The sequence below is a fragment of the Streptomyces ruber genome (assembly GCF_014648075.1).
GTDB lineage: Bacteria > Actinomycetota > Actinomycetes > Streptomycetales > Streptomycetaceae > Streptomyces > Streptomyces ruber.
In genome coordinates this window covers 85,846-100,942 of the sequence record NZ_BMQK01000004.1, presented here as the reverse complement: position 1 = coordinate 100,942, position 15,097 = coordinate 85,846, and the positions used below count along the sequence as shown (strand labels likewise).

14 protein-coding genes are annotated in these 15,097 nt (G+C 72.2%); 6 read left to right on the top strand and 8 right to left on the bottom strand.

Annotation, left to right across the window (positions count from 1 at the left end; translation table 11 throughout):
- Positions 1-87 precede the first annotated feature (87 nt).
- On the top strand, positions 88-723 hold the full coding sequence (locus IEZ04_RS11785; protein WP_189216745.1) for a TetR/AcrR family transcriptional regulator: 636 nt from the start codon (positions 88-90) through the stop codon (positions 721-723).
- 41 nt (positions 724-764) lie between these two features.
- Complete coding sequence (locus IEZ04_RS11780; RefSeq protein ID WP_189217123.1) at positions 765-1,199, top strand: VOC family protein; 435 nt, start codon at positions 765-767, stop codon at positions 1,197-1,199.
- Between the two features lie 74 nt (positions 1,200-1,273).
- Here IEZ04_RS11780 and IEZ04_RS11775 read toward each other — a convergent pair whose 3' ends face one another.
- From IEZ04_RS11775 to IEZ04_RS11765, 3 genes are all read right to left on the bottom strand, one after another.
- A complete protein-coding gene (locus tag IEZ04_RS11775) occupies positions 1,274-2,971 on the bottom strand; it encodes an MFS transporter (RefSeq protein WP_229820988.1) in 1,698 nt (565 codons plus the stop codon).
- Positions 2,972-3,065: 94 nt separating this feature from the next.
- A complete protein-coding gene (locus IEZ04_RS11770) occupies positions 3,066-3,686 on the bottom strand; it encodes a TetR/AcrR family transcriptional regulator (protein WP_189216744.1) in 621 nt (206 codons plus the stop codon).
- A 161-nt stretch (positions 3,687-3,847) separates the two neighbouring features.
- Entirely contained in the window at positions 3,848-4,057 is a 210-nt protein-coding gene (locus IEZ04_RS11765) for a GntR family transcriptional regulator (protein WP_229820987.1), read from the bottom strand.
- A 381-nt stretch (positions 4,058-4,438) separates the two neighbouring features.
- On the opposite strand from IEZ04_RS11765, the gene IEZ04_RS11760 reads away from it, so the two are divergent.
- Positions 4,439-4,756: a hypothetical protein gene (locus tag IEZ04_RS11760; RefSeq protein ID WP_189216742.1), complete on the top strand. Its 318-nt coding sequence runs from the start codon at positions 4,439-4,441 to the stop codon at positions 4,754-4,756.
- A gap of 10 nt (positions 4,757-4,766) precedes the next feature.
- Here the strand turns inward: IEZ04_RS11760 and IEZ04_RS11755 are convergent, their stop codons facing one another.
- A complete protein-coding gene (locus IEZ04_RS11755) occupies positions 4,767-5,513 on the bottom strand; it encodes a GAF and ANTAR domain-containing protein (RefSeq protein ID WP_189216741.1) in 747 nt (248 codons plus the stop codon).
- Between the two features lie 400 nt (positions 5,514-5,913).
- Here IEZ04_RS11755 and IEZ04_RS11750 point away from each other — a divergent pair, with 400 nt between their 5' ends.
- The 3 genes from IEZ04_RS11750 (at position 5,914) to IEZ04_RS11740 (ending at position 8,694) form a co-directional block, all read left to right on the top strand.
- On the top strand, positions 5,914-6,651 hold the full coding sequence (locus IEZ04_RS11750; protein WP_229820986.1) for a GAF and ANTAR domain-containing protein: 738 nt from the start codon (positions 5,914-5,916) through the stop codon (positions 6,649-6,651).
- Positions 6,652-7,121: 470 nt separating this feature from the next.
- Positions 7,122-7,838 carry a GAF and ANTAR domain-containing protein gene (locus IEZ04_RS11745; RefSeq protein WP_189216739.1) on the top strand — a complete coding sequence of 239 codons (717 nt, stop codon included), beginning with the start codon at positions 7,122-7,124 and terminating at the stop codon, positions 7,836-7,838.
- 127 nt (positions 7,839-7,965) lie between these two features.
- Positions 7,966-8,694 (top strand): ANTAR domain-containing protein, encoded by a 729-nt coding sequence (locus IEZ04_RS11740; protein ID WP_189216738.1) that lies wholly within the window; start codon positions 7,966-7,968, stop codon positions 8,692-8,694.
- Between the two features lie 77 nt (positions 8,695-8,771).
- Here the strand turns inward: IEZ04_RS11740 and IEZ04_RS11735 are convergent, their stop codons facing one another.
- The 4 genes from IEZ04_RS11735 to IEZ04_RS11720 all read right to left on the bottom strand — a co-directional run bounded on the left by IEZ04_RS11735 (position 8,772) and on the right by IEZ04_RS11720 (position 14,922).
- Positions 8,772-9,605, bottom strand: a complete 834-nt coding sequence (locus IEZ04_RS11735) for an SUKH-4 family immunity protein (RefSeq protein WP_189216737.1) — start codon at positions 9,603-9,605, stop codon at positions 8,772-8,774.
- 201 nt (positions 9,606-9,806) lie between these two features.
- Positions 9,807-12,113, bottom strand: a complete 2,307-nt coding sequence (locus IEZ04_RS11730; RefSeq protein WP_189216736.1) for a xanthine dehydrogenase family protein molybdopterin-binding subunit — start codon at positions 12,111-12,113, stop codon at positions 9,807-9,809.
- A complete protein-coding gene (locus IEZ04_RS11725; RefSeq protein ID WP_189216735.1) occupies positions 12,110-14,032 on the bottom strand; it encodes a 2Fe-2S iron-sulfur cluster-binding protein in 1,923 nt (640 codons plus the stop codon). Before IEZ04_RS11725 ends, IEZ04_RS11730 begins: the two co-directional genes overlap by 4 nt.
- Positions 14,029-14,922, bottom strand: coding sequence for an FAD binding domain-containing protein (locus IEZ04_RS11720; RefSeq protein ID WP_189216734.1), 894 nt, complete (start codon positions 14,920-14,922; stop codon positions 14,029-14,031). Before IEZ04_RS11720 ends, IEZ04_RS11725 begins: the two co-directional genes overlap by 4 nt.
- Positions 14,923-15,097 lie beyond the last annotated feature (175 nt).

The following is a 15,097-nucleotide window of genomic DNA, read 5'->3' as shown; positions in this document are numbered from 1 at the left end:
TCACACCTTTACAATGCAGCTGCACTGTAACCGGGCTCGGACCCCGAAGCAATGCGTCCGCATGGCAAAAGTTCAGAGGGAGGCCCCATGCCCAGGATCGTGGATCACGAGGAACGCAGGAAGCGCCTGGTCGAGGCCGTCTGGGCGCTGTCGTTCCGGGGCGGCATCGAGCAGGTGACGCTGCGCAAGGTCGCCGACGAGGCCGGTGTCTCCATGGGGCAGGTGCAGCACTACTACCCCTCGATGCAGGCGCTGGTCCGCGACGCACTCGAACGTGCCGTGCAGGCGGTGAACGCGACCATCGAGGACGCGGTCCGGGCGGCCGGCGCGACGGACCCGGAGACCTTGCTCCGCGCGTGCCTCTACGCGCTGGTCAGCCCGGCCGAGGAGAGTCTGCGGCTCATGCGGTTCGGCCTGGCCGCGGCCGGGCGGGCGGCCTCCGACCCGACGATGGCCAGGCTCCTGGCTCCGGGCGACGACGACCTGATCACCTTCACCGCCGGTCTCCTCAGCGAGGCCCGCCGGGAGCGAGGGGGTGAGCCCCGGGGCACCGAGCACCTCGACGCCGACATCTGCTGGTCCGTCACCCTCGCCCTCGGCGTGGACATCGCCCTCGGGCACCGCTCACCGGACGCGGCGAAGGCCCTGCTGGACCATCACATCGAGCAGGTCCTGGACCCCGAGCGCCCCGCACAACACGCGGCAGCCGACTGCGGGAAATAAACCGGGAGATGAGCGACCGCATCCCCTGTTATGGTGCGCCGATGTCATCGGTCAAGCAGGTTCAGGTCACCTTCGACTGCGCGGAACCCGAGCGTGTCGCCCGCTTCTGGTGCGAGGTGCTGGGGTACGTCGTGCCGCCGCCGCCCGAGGGGTTCGCCTCGTGGGACGAGTTCGATCGTTCGCTGCCGCCTGAGCGGCAGGGTTCGGCGTTCGCCTGCGTCGATCCCACAGGTGTGGGTCCGCGGCTGTTCTTCCAGCGCGTTCCCGAGGGCAAGGTCGTCAAGAACCGGGTGCACCTCGACGTGCGGGCCGGCACCGGTCTCGTGGGGAAGGAGCGTCTCGCCGCGCTCGAAGCCGAGTGCGCGCGGCTGGTCGCGCTCGGCGCGACCCAGGTGCTGGTGCAGCATGCCGATGGGTTCAACGAGTCGTGCATCTGGATGCAGGACGTCGAGGGCAACGACTTCTGTCTCGACTGAGCGGCCTCCGTACGAGACTCCGTACGAGACAGAAGGGCGGCACCCGTACTCGGGTGCCGCCCTTCTGTGACGGGTCAGGCGCTCGGGACCTTCTCCGCCTCGTCGGCGGGAGCGACCGTGCCGTCCGTCGCCGTCGCCGGTGTCTCGTGCGAGACCACGTACCGGCCCAGCTTCTTCTTGCCCGGCATCAGGGCGCCGCTGACCAGGGCCGCGACCAGGCTGATGGCGGCCGAGACGACCAGGGCCGTGGACAGGCCGTCCATCCAGGCGGAACGGGCCACGTGGAGGAAGGAGTTCGCCGCCTCGCCGCCCGCCGACTGCTGCAGGGCCGGGAAGACGCCCTGCAGGGCGCCGGCCAGGCTGCTGTCGGCCACCTCACCGAGCTGCGCCGGGAGTGCGCGGACCGTGTCGGCGATCCCGTCGGAGTAGCCAGAGGAGAGCAGGGCGCCGAGGACGGCGATACCGATGGCGCCGCCCAGTTCGCGGGAGGTGTCGTTCATGGCCGAGCCCATGCCGGAACGGTTGCGCGGCACGCTTCCCATGACCAGCTCGGTGGCCGGGGGCATGGCCAGCGACATGCCGAGCGCGATCACGATCATCGGCAGCATCACGGCCCAGTAGCTCACCCCGGCGTCCCAGAAGGAGGCCAGGAAGAAGCCGGCGGCCATGAGGGCGAGACCCGCGGTGATGGTCCAGCGGGCGCCCCATGCCTTGACGATCACCGGGACCAGCGGGGCCAGCAGCATCATCGGGATCATCATCGGCAGCGACAGCACGGCCGCCTTCAGGGTGCCGTAGCCCAGGACGAGCTGGAAGAGCTGGCTGATCGCGTACATCGAGCCGATCAGGGCGAAGAACGCGATCAGGCAGGCGATCGTGGAGATGCTGAAGACGGGGTTCTTGAACAGCGTGAGGTCGAGCATCGGGTGCTTGACCTTGGTCTGCCACCACAGGAACAGGCCGAGGCCGACGACGCCCGCGATCAGGCCGGTGAGGACGAGCGGGTCGGAGATGCCGTGGGACGGGCCCTCGGTGATCGCGTAGACGACGCCGAGGATGCCGATCGTGGTCAGGAGGCCGCCCAGCCAGTCGACCGGGGTCTCGTGCTCGTCCCGGGACTCCGGCGCCAGCAGCTGGTTGGCCACGAAGGCAGCGAGGCCAAGGACGGCGCTGAAGACGAAGACCGAGTGCCAGGAGTAGTGCTCCAGCAGGACGCCGGAGAGGACCGAGCCCAGCCCGGCGCCGGCGCCGGCGACACCGGTCCAGATCGCGATGGCGCGGGCCCGCTCGCGGCGCGGGAAGACGTTGTTGATGACCGACAGCGTGGTCGGCATGACCAGCGCCGCCGCGATGCCCATCAGGCCGCGGGCGAAGATGACCTCGCCGCCGGAGTCCGCGAAGAAGCCCGCGTAGACGGACGCCACGGTGAAGCCGGCGAGACCGGCCTGCATGAGGATCTTGCGGCCGTAGCGGTCGCCGACCGAGCCGCAGGTGAACAGCAGCGCGGCGAACGTCAGCGCGTACAGGTGCATCGCCCACGTCTGCTGCAGCGTGGTGAGCCCGAGGTCGGCGCTCATGCCGGGCAGGGCGAGGGTGAGGCTGCCGTTGGCGAGCATGACGGTCAGCAGGCTGACGCACATCGCGCCGAGGATGCGCCAGCGGCGGTGGAAGACGTGCGGCGCGATGCCGTCCATGTTCTCGGCGTGCTCGGTCGTGGCGGTGCCGCCCCGGCCGGGCGGCTGCCCGTTTCCGGATATGTCGGTGGCGCTCAAGGGTGGTGCTCCTATGGAGGGGGAAACGAAAGCACCGGGTCCGGCGCGCTCTTCGTCGTAACGCGTCGGTCCCGGCTGGGCGGTGGCGCCGGCCTTATGCCAGCAAGGTGGTGCGCAGGGTGGTGAGTGCTTCGCTCATCGAGGCGGCCAGATCGGACGGCTTGCCGCCGCTGTCCGGCCCGTCCGGTGCGTGCAGCCAGCGCTGCAACGCGACCCGGACCACGGCCGTCACCACGGCGGCGACCAGTTCGGCGTCCAGGCTGTGCCCGACCCGTTCCGCCCGCGCCTCGATCACCGTGATCAGGCACCGGTCGAACTCCTCGAACCGTTGCAGCAGGACGGGCAGCAGCTCGGGGTTGCCCTCGACCAGCCGGTGCGACCGGACGATCTCGGCCCGCTCCGTCATGACCTGCCGCACGTGCCGGAGCATCAGCCACTTCAGCGCGTCGAGCCAGGACGACTCGGTGTCCGCGGCGAACGCTGCCGCGTCCTCCGGGGCGAGGGGCGGGGGGCCGTGGACGAGGGCGTCCTCCTTGGCGTGGAAGTAGTTGAAGAACGTACGCCGTGACACGCCCGCGGCGGCCGCGATCCGGTCGACGGTGACCGCCGCGGCTCCACGCTCCAGGGCCAGCCCGACGGCCGCCTCGGTGATCGCCGCACGCGTCTGCCTGCGGCGCACGGCCCGCAGATCCTCGCGTACGACATCCGTCGGCATGACCGTTCTCCTCGCTTCGCCCCGGTTCTGCTTGCACTCAGTGCAACCCCTGCACGGTGGGCAACGACTCCGTCGGGTATCCACATTCCCGGACGGTTCAGTTGTGTCGCACGTCACTACACCAGGGGAGCGCGCGTCTCGGCGCCGACGAGAGGGGTGGGCTACTTCTCCGCGACGAACGAACCCTGCCCGAGGACGGTGTACAGCAGCCCCTCTTTGCGCAGAGCGACCACGGCCTTCTGGGCCGTGGACTGGCTGACCTTGAATTCGGCGGCGATGTCCACCGTGCCCGGGAAACGCTCACCGGCCGCGTACCGCCCCGCGTCCAGCCTTCGGCGCAGTTCATCCGCCACCTGAGGCCACACAGGCACTGAGCGATCGATGTTCATGGAACAAGGTTCCGCGCTTACACGATTCTGAGCTACCGCGCTAGTGCGGTAGTGCGCTATCGCGGTAGCGCGTAAGCTGCAGCAGACAGAACCCCGGCGACAGCGCCAACTGTCCCGGGGCGTGGCCGATCACCTCAGGAGTGACCGACAAGTGCGAACCCTACTCACTTTCCTCCTCGCGTGGCTCCTGCCCTCGACCGGCAGGCACCGCGCCCCCAGCCACCCACCCCTCACCGCTCCACGACACGCGCGCCGTCCCCTCCCCACCCCGTGCTCCCCGTACTCCCTCGACCTGGACACAGTGATCCACGCCGACGGCCTCCCCCTCGTACGGCCCTACCTCACCCACCGGGCGGCAGCCGCATGAACCACTCCCCCACGCACCTCCGCCTCCTCCCCTGGACCGGCCCGGAGGGCAAACCCGCTCATCTGGTCACCGACGGCACAGCCACCCCGCTCGCCCTGCTGGCGGACGACATCGAAGAACAGCAGATCGAGACGGCTGTCGTCGTCCTCGGCCTGGCGCGGCCGATGCTCGAGGAGACGGCGAGCCTCACGACCGGCGAACTGCGCTTCGTCGTCCGGCGGCTCTGCGAGTCGCTGACGGACGTGCTCAACGTCGCCGAGAGCCGGGGGCAGCGCGTTCCGCCGTACGAACCGGACGGCGGTGCCGTGGTGTGATGTCGGGCCGTCAGGTCGTGTCGTCGCCGATGTCCGCCTCGGGGGTGATGGTTCCGGCGAGGACCTGTTCGGCCACGTGGAGGAGGGGGGCGTCGTGGGCGTAGGCGTAGGCGCGCAGGCAGGCGCTGGCGGTTGCGATGTCGGTGTCCAGACGGGCGGAGAGCGCGCCGATGGCCTGGTGGACCAGGACGGGGAAGCCGTGGGGACGCGGGGAGGCGGGGGGAGTGGTGGTGGGCAGGGATCGGTGCAGTAGCACGGTGCCGTGTTCGCACAGTGCGGCCAGGGTGAACAGCTGCGTGTACGCTGCGGCGTTCCCGCGATCCCCGTCGCTGAAGGGGCCGGGTTCGTGCCGGTAGTAGGAGACACAGCCGATGCGCGCCGGGCCGATGCCCAGTGGACAGGACAGCGTGGCACGTGCGTCGAGCGGGGCGGCCAGGGTGAGGTAGGCGGGCCAGCGGTCCCGTTCCTGGGCCAGGTCGGGGACCATGACCTGCCGGTTCTGGCCGAACGCATCGGTGCACGGGCCTTCGCCGGCGATGAGCTGGGCGTCCTCCAGGCGGTGACCGAGGTCGTCGGTGGCGAAGGCGACCTCGCGGATCTCCGCAGCATTGATCAATGTCACCACGACGCTGTCGGCCGGCAGCATCTGGGCGGCGACGTGGCAGGCCAGGCCAACGGTGAAAGCCGAGCCGTCCTGTTGGGCGGCCTCGGTCAGTAACAGGCGCCACAAGCGCATGGCTCGGTTGTTGTCGTCCATCTCGGGCTCCGGTGGCTCGCGCGGGTTCCGGGGCGTGCCGGGCGGTGCTCCCACGAGGAACGAATCAACTACGACCAGGGGGTCAGTGATCGCGGTGGTACACGCGCATGTCGCGACAGTGAACCGGTGAGCACAGTACGAACCGTCCGTTGCCCGACGATTCTCCGCTCTTCGTGTCAGACCCAGTCTACGGCGACGACAGGGATGGCGGATGGCCGGAGAAGCGAGTAGAAGAGGTGGGAGGGTCAGTGCGTGGCCGGGTGGTCTCCACCCAGTCCCCGTGCGTGCTTCCGGTCTCGGTCGCTGACACCGATGACGTGAAGGCGCTCCTCTCATGCCCGGATCCACGCCCGGCCCGCCGGAAGGGCAAGAGTCCGCGGAACTGCCGCGTGTGCGGCGGGTGGCTGACGCACTGATCGATCTGGCCGATGTCCTGGCCGCCGACTTCGATCAGGCGGATTTCCTGTACCGCGTCGCCGGGCACTGCATGGACCTGCTCGACATCAGTGACGCCGGAGTGATGCTCGCCGCGCCCGGTGAGCGCCTGCGGCTGGTCGCCGCGTCCTCGGAGCGCATGCGGCCGGTGGAGCTGTTCGAACTGGACGCGGGTGAAGGGCCCTGCTGCACCGCCTATCACGACGCCACGCCCGTCGACCACACGATCAGCGACGCGCCGCAGCCCCGCTGGCCCCGTTTCACCAGTCGCGCCCACCGGGCCGGTTACCTCTCCGTGCACGCCGTCCCGATCCGGCGGCGCGAGGACGTCATCGGCGTGCTGAACCTCTTCCGCGCACTGCCGGGCGCCCTGCCCGAGGAGGACCGGCACCTGGCCCGGACGCTGGCCGACGCCACCGCCATCTCCCTGACCCAGCGGGCCGCCCTCGACCACCACCGCACCCTGAACCGCCAGCTCCAGCACGCCCTGGACAGCCGTACCACCATCGAGCAGGCCAAGGGCTTCCTCGCCGCCACAGCCGGCACCGACGTCGATGCCGCCTTCCAGCGGATGCGCGCCCATGCCCGTCGGCACCAGATGCGCCTGGCCGACCTGGCCCGTGCGATCGTCGCCGGAACCATCATCCTGTCCCCGCCCGGCGCGGCCGGTGATCAGCCGTCCGGGCCCACAGGGGAGGTATAGATCATGGGCGGTGGTGTACGCGTCCGGCCTGCGAACATTGACGGAGCGCGCCGTCCGGGCGGACCGTGCGGCAGGGTGGTGGCGCGTGCGCGCTGTCGGGGCGCTGTGGGGGCTTCTTTCTGGGCGTGCCGGTCCAAGTGCAGTGCCGGCGGCGCGTGGATGGCAGGCACTCGCTGTTCAGCCGGGCTCGCGGGAAAGTGTCCGGACATCCTGTGTTTGGGAGCGGCGGCTTCGGGGAAGCCGCCGAGTGGAACCGTGAGGCCGTCCAGTGCCGGGGTGGAGCCGACCGCGCGATGGTCTCGGACGGGCGAGCCAAGAGAGGGGGCGAGCCGGAGCACCCTCCCGTCAGCGGACACGATCTTGCCTTCGGGTGAAGGCCGGTTCACTTTTTTCATTCCGCCGCCGCCTGGCGGAGTTGCCCGGACCCTGCGACCGTCACGGAGACGGACCCAGCGATGGGCGGTCCCCCCATGCACAACACCGAGCGCGACGCGCGTATCGCGCGAGCCGTCTACGACCTCGCTCACCGTCCGGCGGACTTCGATCCGCTGGAGTTGCTGCACGACCTGACCTCCCAGGCGGTGGAACTGCTCCCGGTGCGCAGCGCGAGCATCACCGTTCTGGACAACGACCGGATCAGCTACATCACCGCCTCCGACGAGATGACCCGCGAGCTGACCGAGGACCAGGTCGAACTGAACGAGGGCCCCTGTCTGGACAGTGCCCGTACCCGAAAGGCACTGGTCCCGACCGAACTGGACGAACGCTGGCCCAACTTCGCTCCCCGGGCCCACGCGGCCGGCATCACGGCGATAGCCGCGGTGAGCCTGCGCCTGCCCCAGATGCTGCTGGGCGCCCTCAACCTGCTCATGACCCAACCGCCCTACATGGGTACCTCGGACATGGAGTTGGCCCAGACCCTGGCCGACACCACCGGCAGCACTCTGGCCCACCGGCATGAACTGGCCGACAAGAACATTCTTCTGGCTCAGTTGCGCACCGCACTGGACAGCCGCGTGACCATCGAACAGGCCAAGGGCATGCTCGCCGGCCGCTTCGACATCGACATGGACGAGGCCTTCACCCGACTACGCCACCACGCCCGCTCTCAGCGGCGGAAACTGTCCGACCTGGCGGCCCAGATCGCCCGCGGGAACGTGCCCAGCGAGTTTTACTCGGTTCGGTGAGGCCCGGCCCAACCATCGCCGGACTTCTTTCACCCCTTCCTCCACCCGCCGTCTGCCGGAAGCCGTCTCGCCTCCGGTCTCTGCCGCTGCGGGCGAGGAAGCCTACGGCTGCCCGCCGGGGGGCACGATGTCCCGCGATGAGTTCACCCGCCTTCTCAAACGCCTGCGCCAAGCCGCCCATGACGGACACGATCTGTCCACCGTCTCCGCCGTCTACGCCGCCCGCCTGCTGCACCTGCAGGCCCTGACCCTGAACCTGCGCGCCGAGTCGGGCGCGCTGGAACTGCTGTGGGGCACCCTGGCCGACGGTCATCTCGGCGCCGACCTGGAAGACCTGCAGTACACCCTCGGCGAAGGCCCCACCCTGGATGCCGCCCGCACCGGGGAGGCCGTCACCGAGACCGATCTGACCACCCAGGCCGCCGCCGAGCGCTGGCCCGCCTTCACCGCCGCCACCCACGACACATCGGCCCGCGCCGTCATCGCCATCCCCCTGCTCCTGGGCGTGGCCACCACCGGCGTCATGACCGGCTACCGCACCACCACGGGCCTCTTCCCCATGGAGCAGCGCCTCGACCTCGAAACCTTCGCCCACACCGCTTTGCACCTGCTGTTGAACACCCCGCCCAAGGCCCTGGCCGCCGACACCGACCTCGAGCCAGTACCGCGACCGGACCTGTCCCTGCACCACGCCGTAGTCCACCAGGCCGCGGGCTTCCTCAGCAGTCGGCTCGACATCCCCATCGCGGACGCCCTGCTACGGCTGCGCGCCCACGCCTTCAGTCACAACCGTCGCCTGGTCGACGTCGCCCGCGACGTCCTCGACCAGCGCCTCGACCTCACTCCTGACTCCTGACACCACCAGGTCCTCGGCCCGCCGCCCGCCGCGGCCCGCGACCACTCACCCCCGAGTGATCTCAGTCCCGAGTGATCTCAGTTCCGAGTGATCCCGGTGGCGACGGCCGTCAGGTACGACTGGAACGGCGTCAGGTCGTAGTTCACGTCGAGTCCCCGCTCGCGGTGGACCAGCCACACCGTGAAGGCCAGCGTGGATATGTCCGCGTTGAGCGGGCGCAGCGTGCGGTCGGGCTCGCTCCAGCACAGGATCGTTCCTGTCGCCCCGTCGACGACGAGGTGCGTGTCCGGCGTCAGGCGGCCGAGACGAATCAAACGGTCCGCGTGCGCGGGCAGTTCGGTTCGCGGCGGCGGGGCACACGACTCCGCGTAGTACTCGGGGAGCGTCGGCAGCGCCACCTCCGCGTCGAGCTGGAACAGGAAGCCGTCCTCCGGCAGGCCGACCTCCCGGAGGAAACGGCGCGTCGGCTCGTGCGTGAGCGTCGCCGGGAAGTCCAGCTCCTCGAAGCGCACGGTCTCGCCGGCGCCGGGGCCCCCGCCCCCGGTGAAGGGGCGGGTCAGCGTGGCGATACGCCAGTACGGCGCGAGGTCCCCTTCGGGCCGCGCGGTCGTGGCCGCCGCCGCGAGTCGCAACACACCCTCCAGGGACGGGGACAGCGGGAACATGTTCGTCAGGCCGAGCACGCCGCACAAGGGCGCTGCCGGGGGCCGGGGCGCGGTGCGCTCGCCGCGGACCACCGCCTCCAGGTCCCTGTCCAGCGTGCGCAGCGACCCGAGCACCAACTGGTCCCGCAGCTCCCGCGCGAGCTCCCCGGCGCGGTCCACCAGCTCTGCCGCCCGGCGCGGCGCGCCCGGCTCCGAGCGCGTGAATGTCACCGTCCCGGTGCCTGCCACCGTCGTACCCGTGCTCATGGCGCCCCCCGCGCGTGTGCGTGTGATGTCCGTCGTGCCGCCTGCCCCCAGGCCGGGACACTGCGCCGACGCGACTGTCCCCCACTGACCGAAAACCTTACGCCGCCCCACTGACAACGCCGGGGCAGCACACGCCGGGAACCCCCGGCACGTGCGGGTACCTTCGGGCACCCACAAGATCGCGATGCTCGACGGACGCGCCTACGCCCCCGTCACCACCGCCGCCTGCGGCCGGATCGGCAGGCGGTTGACCGGGCGGCCCGTCGCCGCGCGGACCGCCGAGGCGATGGCCGCAGGGGAGGTGACGACCGGTACGGCGCTGACCGCCTTCGCGCCGAAGGGGGCGACCACGTCGCGCTCCTCGACCAGCTTCACGATCCGGATGTCGGGGGCGTCCAGGGCCGTGGGGAGCGAGTAACCGGTCAGGTCCGGGTGGCGGATCAGGCCGCGGGCCGTGCGGAGGTTCTCCGTGAGGGCCACGCCGACGCCCTGCGTGACGCCCGCCTCGATACGGGCGGCGAGCTGGGCGGGGTTGAGGACCCGGCCGACGTCCTGGGCCACGGCCAGCTCCACGACGCGTACCAAGCCCAGTTCGATGTCGACGTCGACCACCGCGCGGATCGCGCAGAACGCCATGCCCACGAACGCGTCGCCCTGGCCCGCCCCGTCGAGCGGTTCGGTCGGGTGGGGGCGGCACTGGGCGGTGGCCCACAGCTCCTTGCCGTCCATCGCCTCGGTGACGGTGGTCGACAGGACTCCGTCGTACGAGGTGATCTTGCCGTCGGCGATCTGGAGGAGCTCCGTGGAGAGGCCGAACTTGTGCGCCAGGGGCTGGAGGAGCTGGGTGCGGACCATCTTGGCCGCCCGCTCCACCGCGCCGCCCGAGACCCAGGTGTGCCGGCCCCGGCTGCCCGCGCCCGCCGGGGGCTGGTCCGTGTCGACGGGGGCCACGTGCACCTCGTCGATGCCGAGGGTCTCCTGGACGATCTGCCGGGCGAGGGTGGCGAAGCCCTGGCCGCTCTCCACGGCCGCGCACAGGACCGTGGCCACGCCGTCCTGGACCTTCACCGTGGCCGTCGAGACCTCGTCCGCGCCCTCGGCGCCCAGCATGTGCACCATGCCGAGCCCGTAGCCGACGCCCCGGCGCACCGCGCCCGGCTCGCCCGCGCCCTCGGGCCCGCCCGGGAGCAGCCAGTCCTCCTCGGGGGTGTCCTTGGGGAGGGCGGGCAGCGGGAAGTCCTGGACGGCCTGGAGGAGTTCGGCGACCGGGGCCGGGCAGGTCACCGTCTGTCCGGTGGGCAGCACGTCGCCGGTGGACATGACGTTGCGCATGCGCAGCTCGGCCGGGTCCGTGCCCAGCTTCTTCGCCAGCTTGTCCATCTGCGCCTCGTAGGCCGCGCAGACCTGCATCGCGCCCTCGCCGCGCACGTGCCCGGAGGGCGGGTTGTTGGTGCGGACGGCCCAGCCCTCGATGAACGCGTTGGGCACGACGTACGGGCCGCAGGCGAACGCCACGGCGGCGGCCAGCGCGTCGGCGGAGGTGTCCGCGTACGCACCCGCGTCCAGCAGGATCTGCGCCTCCACCTTCACCAGCCGGCCCTCGGCGTCCGCGTGGTGGCGGTAGCGCAGCAGGGTGGGGTGCCGGTGGGCGTGGCCGAGGAAGGACTCCTCGCGCGTGGCGGCGAGTTTGACCGGACAGCCCGTCCGCAGCGCGAGGAGGCCGAGCGGGAGCTGGAAGCCCTGGTCCTCGCGGTCGGCGGTGGCCCCGGGGACGCCCGTGACGACGATCTTCACCTGTTCGGGGGCCAGGCCGTAGCAGGCGGCGGCCGTGTCGCGGTCGTTGTGGGGGTCGGTGGAGGCGAGGTACAGCTCGACGCCGCCGTCGGGGCGGGGCACGGCGAGCCCGGCCTCGGCTCCGATGGGCGCCGGGTCCTGGCGGCCGATGCGGTACAGGCCCTCGACGACGATGTCACCGGACGCGGCCGGATCGCCGTGGTGCAACGGGATGTGGCGGATCAGGTTGCCGTCGGGGTGCAGCGGCTCCGCCTCGAAGGCCTGCTCCGGGTCGGTCACCGGGTCGAGCACCTCGTACTCGACGATGACGGCGGCCGCGGCCATCCGCGCGGTGTCGGGGTGGTCGGCGGCCACGGCCGCGATGGGCTCCCCGTGGTGCCGGACGACCTCGGAGGCGAAGACGGGCCGGTCGGCCTTGCCCCGGCCGTGCACCGGCACGCCCGGCACGTCCTCGTGGGTGATGACGGCCCGCACGCCGGGCATCTCGCGCGCGTGGGAGGTGTCGATGGACAGCACGCGCGCGTGCGGGTGCGGCGAGCGCAGGACGGCGGCCCACAGCAGGCCCTCGGCCCACAGGTCGGCCGCGTACGGGAAGGTGCCCTCGGCCTTGGCGCGGGCGTCCGCGGACGGCAGGGAGGCGCCGAGGCCGTGCGGCAGCTGTTCGGGGACCGGTGCGGCCTCCGCGAGATCCGCGGTGGCTGCTTCGTTGCTCACGCCTGGCCTCCTCCGTCCTGGCCGTACGTCTGGTCGCGCTGCGCCGGGTGCTGCGGGGGCTGCCCCTGCGGGTCGTACCCGGACGGGTCCTGGTACGCGGCCGGGTCCTCGTAACCGGACGGCTCGTCGTACCCGGGCTGGTCCTCGTACCCGGCCTGGTCCTCGTACGCGGACTGCTCCTCGTACGCGGCCGGGTTGACGCCGCCCGCGCCCGGGCCCGCCTGGTGCGGGATGCGGGCCTCTTCGGCGTCCTGCGCGGTACCGGACCCGTCGGCGGCGTGCGTGTGCGCCTCGCGCTCGGCGACGACCTCCCGCACGGCCTCCAGGACGCCCCGGTAGCCCGAGCAGCGGCACAGGTTGCCGCACAGGGCCGCGCGCGTCTCCAGCTCGGTCGGCTCGGGGTTGCCCTCCAGCAGGTCGTGCACGGTCATGGCCATGCCCGGCACGCAGAAGCCGCACTGCACGGCACCGCACCGGGCGAGGGCCCGCTGCACGTCCGAGGGCTGCCCGTCCTCGGCGAGCCCCTCCACGGTGCGGACCTCGCTGCCGGCCGCGGTGACGGCGGGCACCAGGCAGGAGGCCACGAGCCGGCCCTCCACCTGCACGTTGCAGGCGCCGCACTCGCCCTGCGAGCAGCCGTCCTTGGCGCCGGCGAGACCGAGGCGCTCGCGCAGCACGTACAGCAGCGACTCGCCGATCCAGGCGTCGGTGACCGGACGGTCCGTGCCGTTCACCCGCAGGACGTACGAGGCGAGGGGGTGGTCGTCGTGCACGGCCACGGGGGACTCGGCCGCCGGCTCGGCGTCGGCCGGGCCCTCCGGCGCGCCGTCCTCGACGGGCTCCGCGGGCTCCACGCCCTCCACGGTCACGGCGGCTTCGGCGACCTCGACGACTTCGCCGGGAGCGTCGGGCGCGGGAGCGTCGGGCACGTCGACGGGCGCCGGTTCGTCCTCGGCCGCGGCGGGGTCGTCGGTGGGGTCGAGCGTCCCGGGTGCCGTGGGCGCGACCTCGGCTTCTTCGGAGGCGTCGGTGACGTCCGCGGTCGCGGTCGCGGCTTCGGGGACCTCCGCGGCATCGGGGGCGTCCGGCAGGGCGTCCGTGGTCTCGGGAGTCCTCGGCGGCAGCTTGGACAGCGCCGGGAACCTCAGCGTCTCCGCGGGATCCGTGCCCGGCGCGAACACGGAGCCCTCAGTGGCCTCCTGAGCGCTTCCGGGACCCTCGCCGGGCATCTCGGCCGGTGCGCCCCCGTACGGCTCGGCAGACGGCTCTCCGGGCGCCTCCCCGGGCGCCGCGGGCGGCGGGGCCGTCCACGCCGTGCCGATCGCCTCCGTCGCCCACGGCGCGGGCGCGCCGCCCGGCAGTGTCGCCGGAGGGGTGCCGCCCCACTGCTCGACCAGCGCCGACTGGGTGAACTCGCCGGACTCGTCCGGCAGCTCGCCGCCGGCCACGGGGATCGACCACTGGCCGGTCACGTCGTGCCCGGGGGCCGGGTCGCCCTCCTGGCCGGTCTCCTCGTACGGGCCGGGCTCCTCGTACTGCCCGGGCCCCGCGTAGGTCCACTGGCCCGCGCCGCCCGGCTGGTACCCGTACGCGTGCTCGTGGTGCTCGTGCCCGCCCGGTTCCTGGGGCACCGCGTGCGGGTCGGGCCACTGCGCGCCCTCGGCCGGCATCGTCCAGCTGCCCGTGGCCGCCGGGTCGGTGCCGGCGGTCGTGGCGGGGGTGACCGTTATGGGCGGGGGCACATAGCCCTGGCCCGGCGCGGCGAGCGGGGTGTTCGCGGCCAGCAGCGCGTCGATGCCCCCTTCGGGCAGCTGGACGAAGGTCGTGGCGCCGTCGTCGTAGTCCCCTTGGGGCAGCCGCTCCCAGCCGCCGTGCCCGCCCTGCCCGGGCGTGCTCTCTCCGTGCTGGTCGTCGGTCACGACAGCGCCCTCCCCAGTGCTCGTCGGGCCAGTACGGCGACGGTGCGCCGCAGTTGCAGTACGGCGGGCGGAAGCGGTGGTACGGAACCGTCCTCGGCGGGGGCCGGGTCGGGGATGCAGGCGGCGGCGACGTACTCGCCGAAGGCTTGCAGCGCCTCGGGCACGAGGGTGCGCCCGCCGTCCCAGTCGATCAGCTGGGCCACCCACGCCTCGGCGTCCAGGGGCCGCAGCGGCATGGGCGCTATGGCGCCGACGGCGCACCGCACCCCGCGCCGGGCGGGGTCGAGGACGAGCGCCACGGACGCGGTGGCCCGCCCGGGTCCGGTGCGTCCGGTGGCCTTCAGGAAGACCTGCGGGGCGTGCAGCAGCGGCACGCGCACGTAGCCGATGAGTTCGCCGGGTCGCAGCATCTCCATGCCGGCCAGCAGGTGGGAGACGGGGATCTCGCGACGGGCGCCTTCCGGGCCCGCGATGACCACCGTGGCCTCCAGTGCGGCCAGCACGGGCAGCGCGTCGCCCGTGGGCGCGGCCGTGGCGATGTTGCCGCCGAGGGTGCCCGCGTTGCGGATCTGCGGCGGGCCCGCGGCCCGGGCGGCGGCGGCGAGCGCGGGGATGAGGGCGGCGAAGTCCGGGCGCCCCATGCGCGCGTGCGTGAGTCCGGCGCCCAGCAGCGCGTGGCCGTCCTGGTACTGCCAGCCGCGGATCTCGCTGATCCGGCCGAGGCCGACCAGCGCCGCGGGCCTGAGCTGCCCGGAGTTGACCGCGGCCATGAGGTCGGTGCCGCCCGCCACGGGGACGGCGGCGGGCATGGCCGCGAGGGCCGCCACGGCGTCGTCCAGAGAGGCGGGCAGCGTGACGGACTGCGCCGCCTGCGGTGCGTGCGTGGTCAAAACCGGCTGCCCCTTCCCGCTGCCCCACCTGGTCCCACCTGTGCTGCCGTACGGTACGTGCTGACAGGGCGGACGTGGCAACTCTGGCACATTCTCGCGGAACCCGAACGCGGGGGTCCGGTAGGAGGCATACGCCCATCTCAGCACGGTGATGGCCGGTTTTCACCCGGCATCT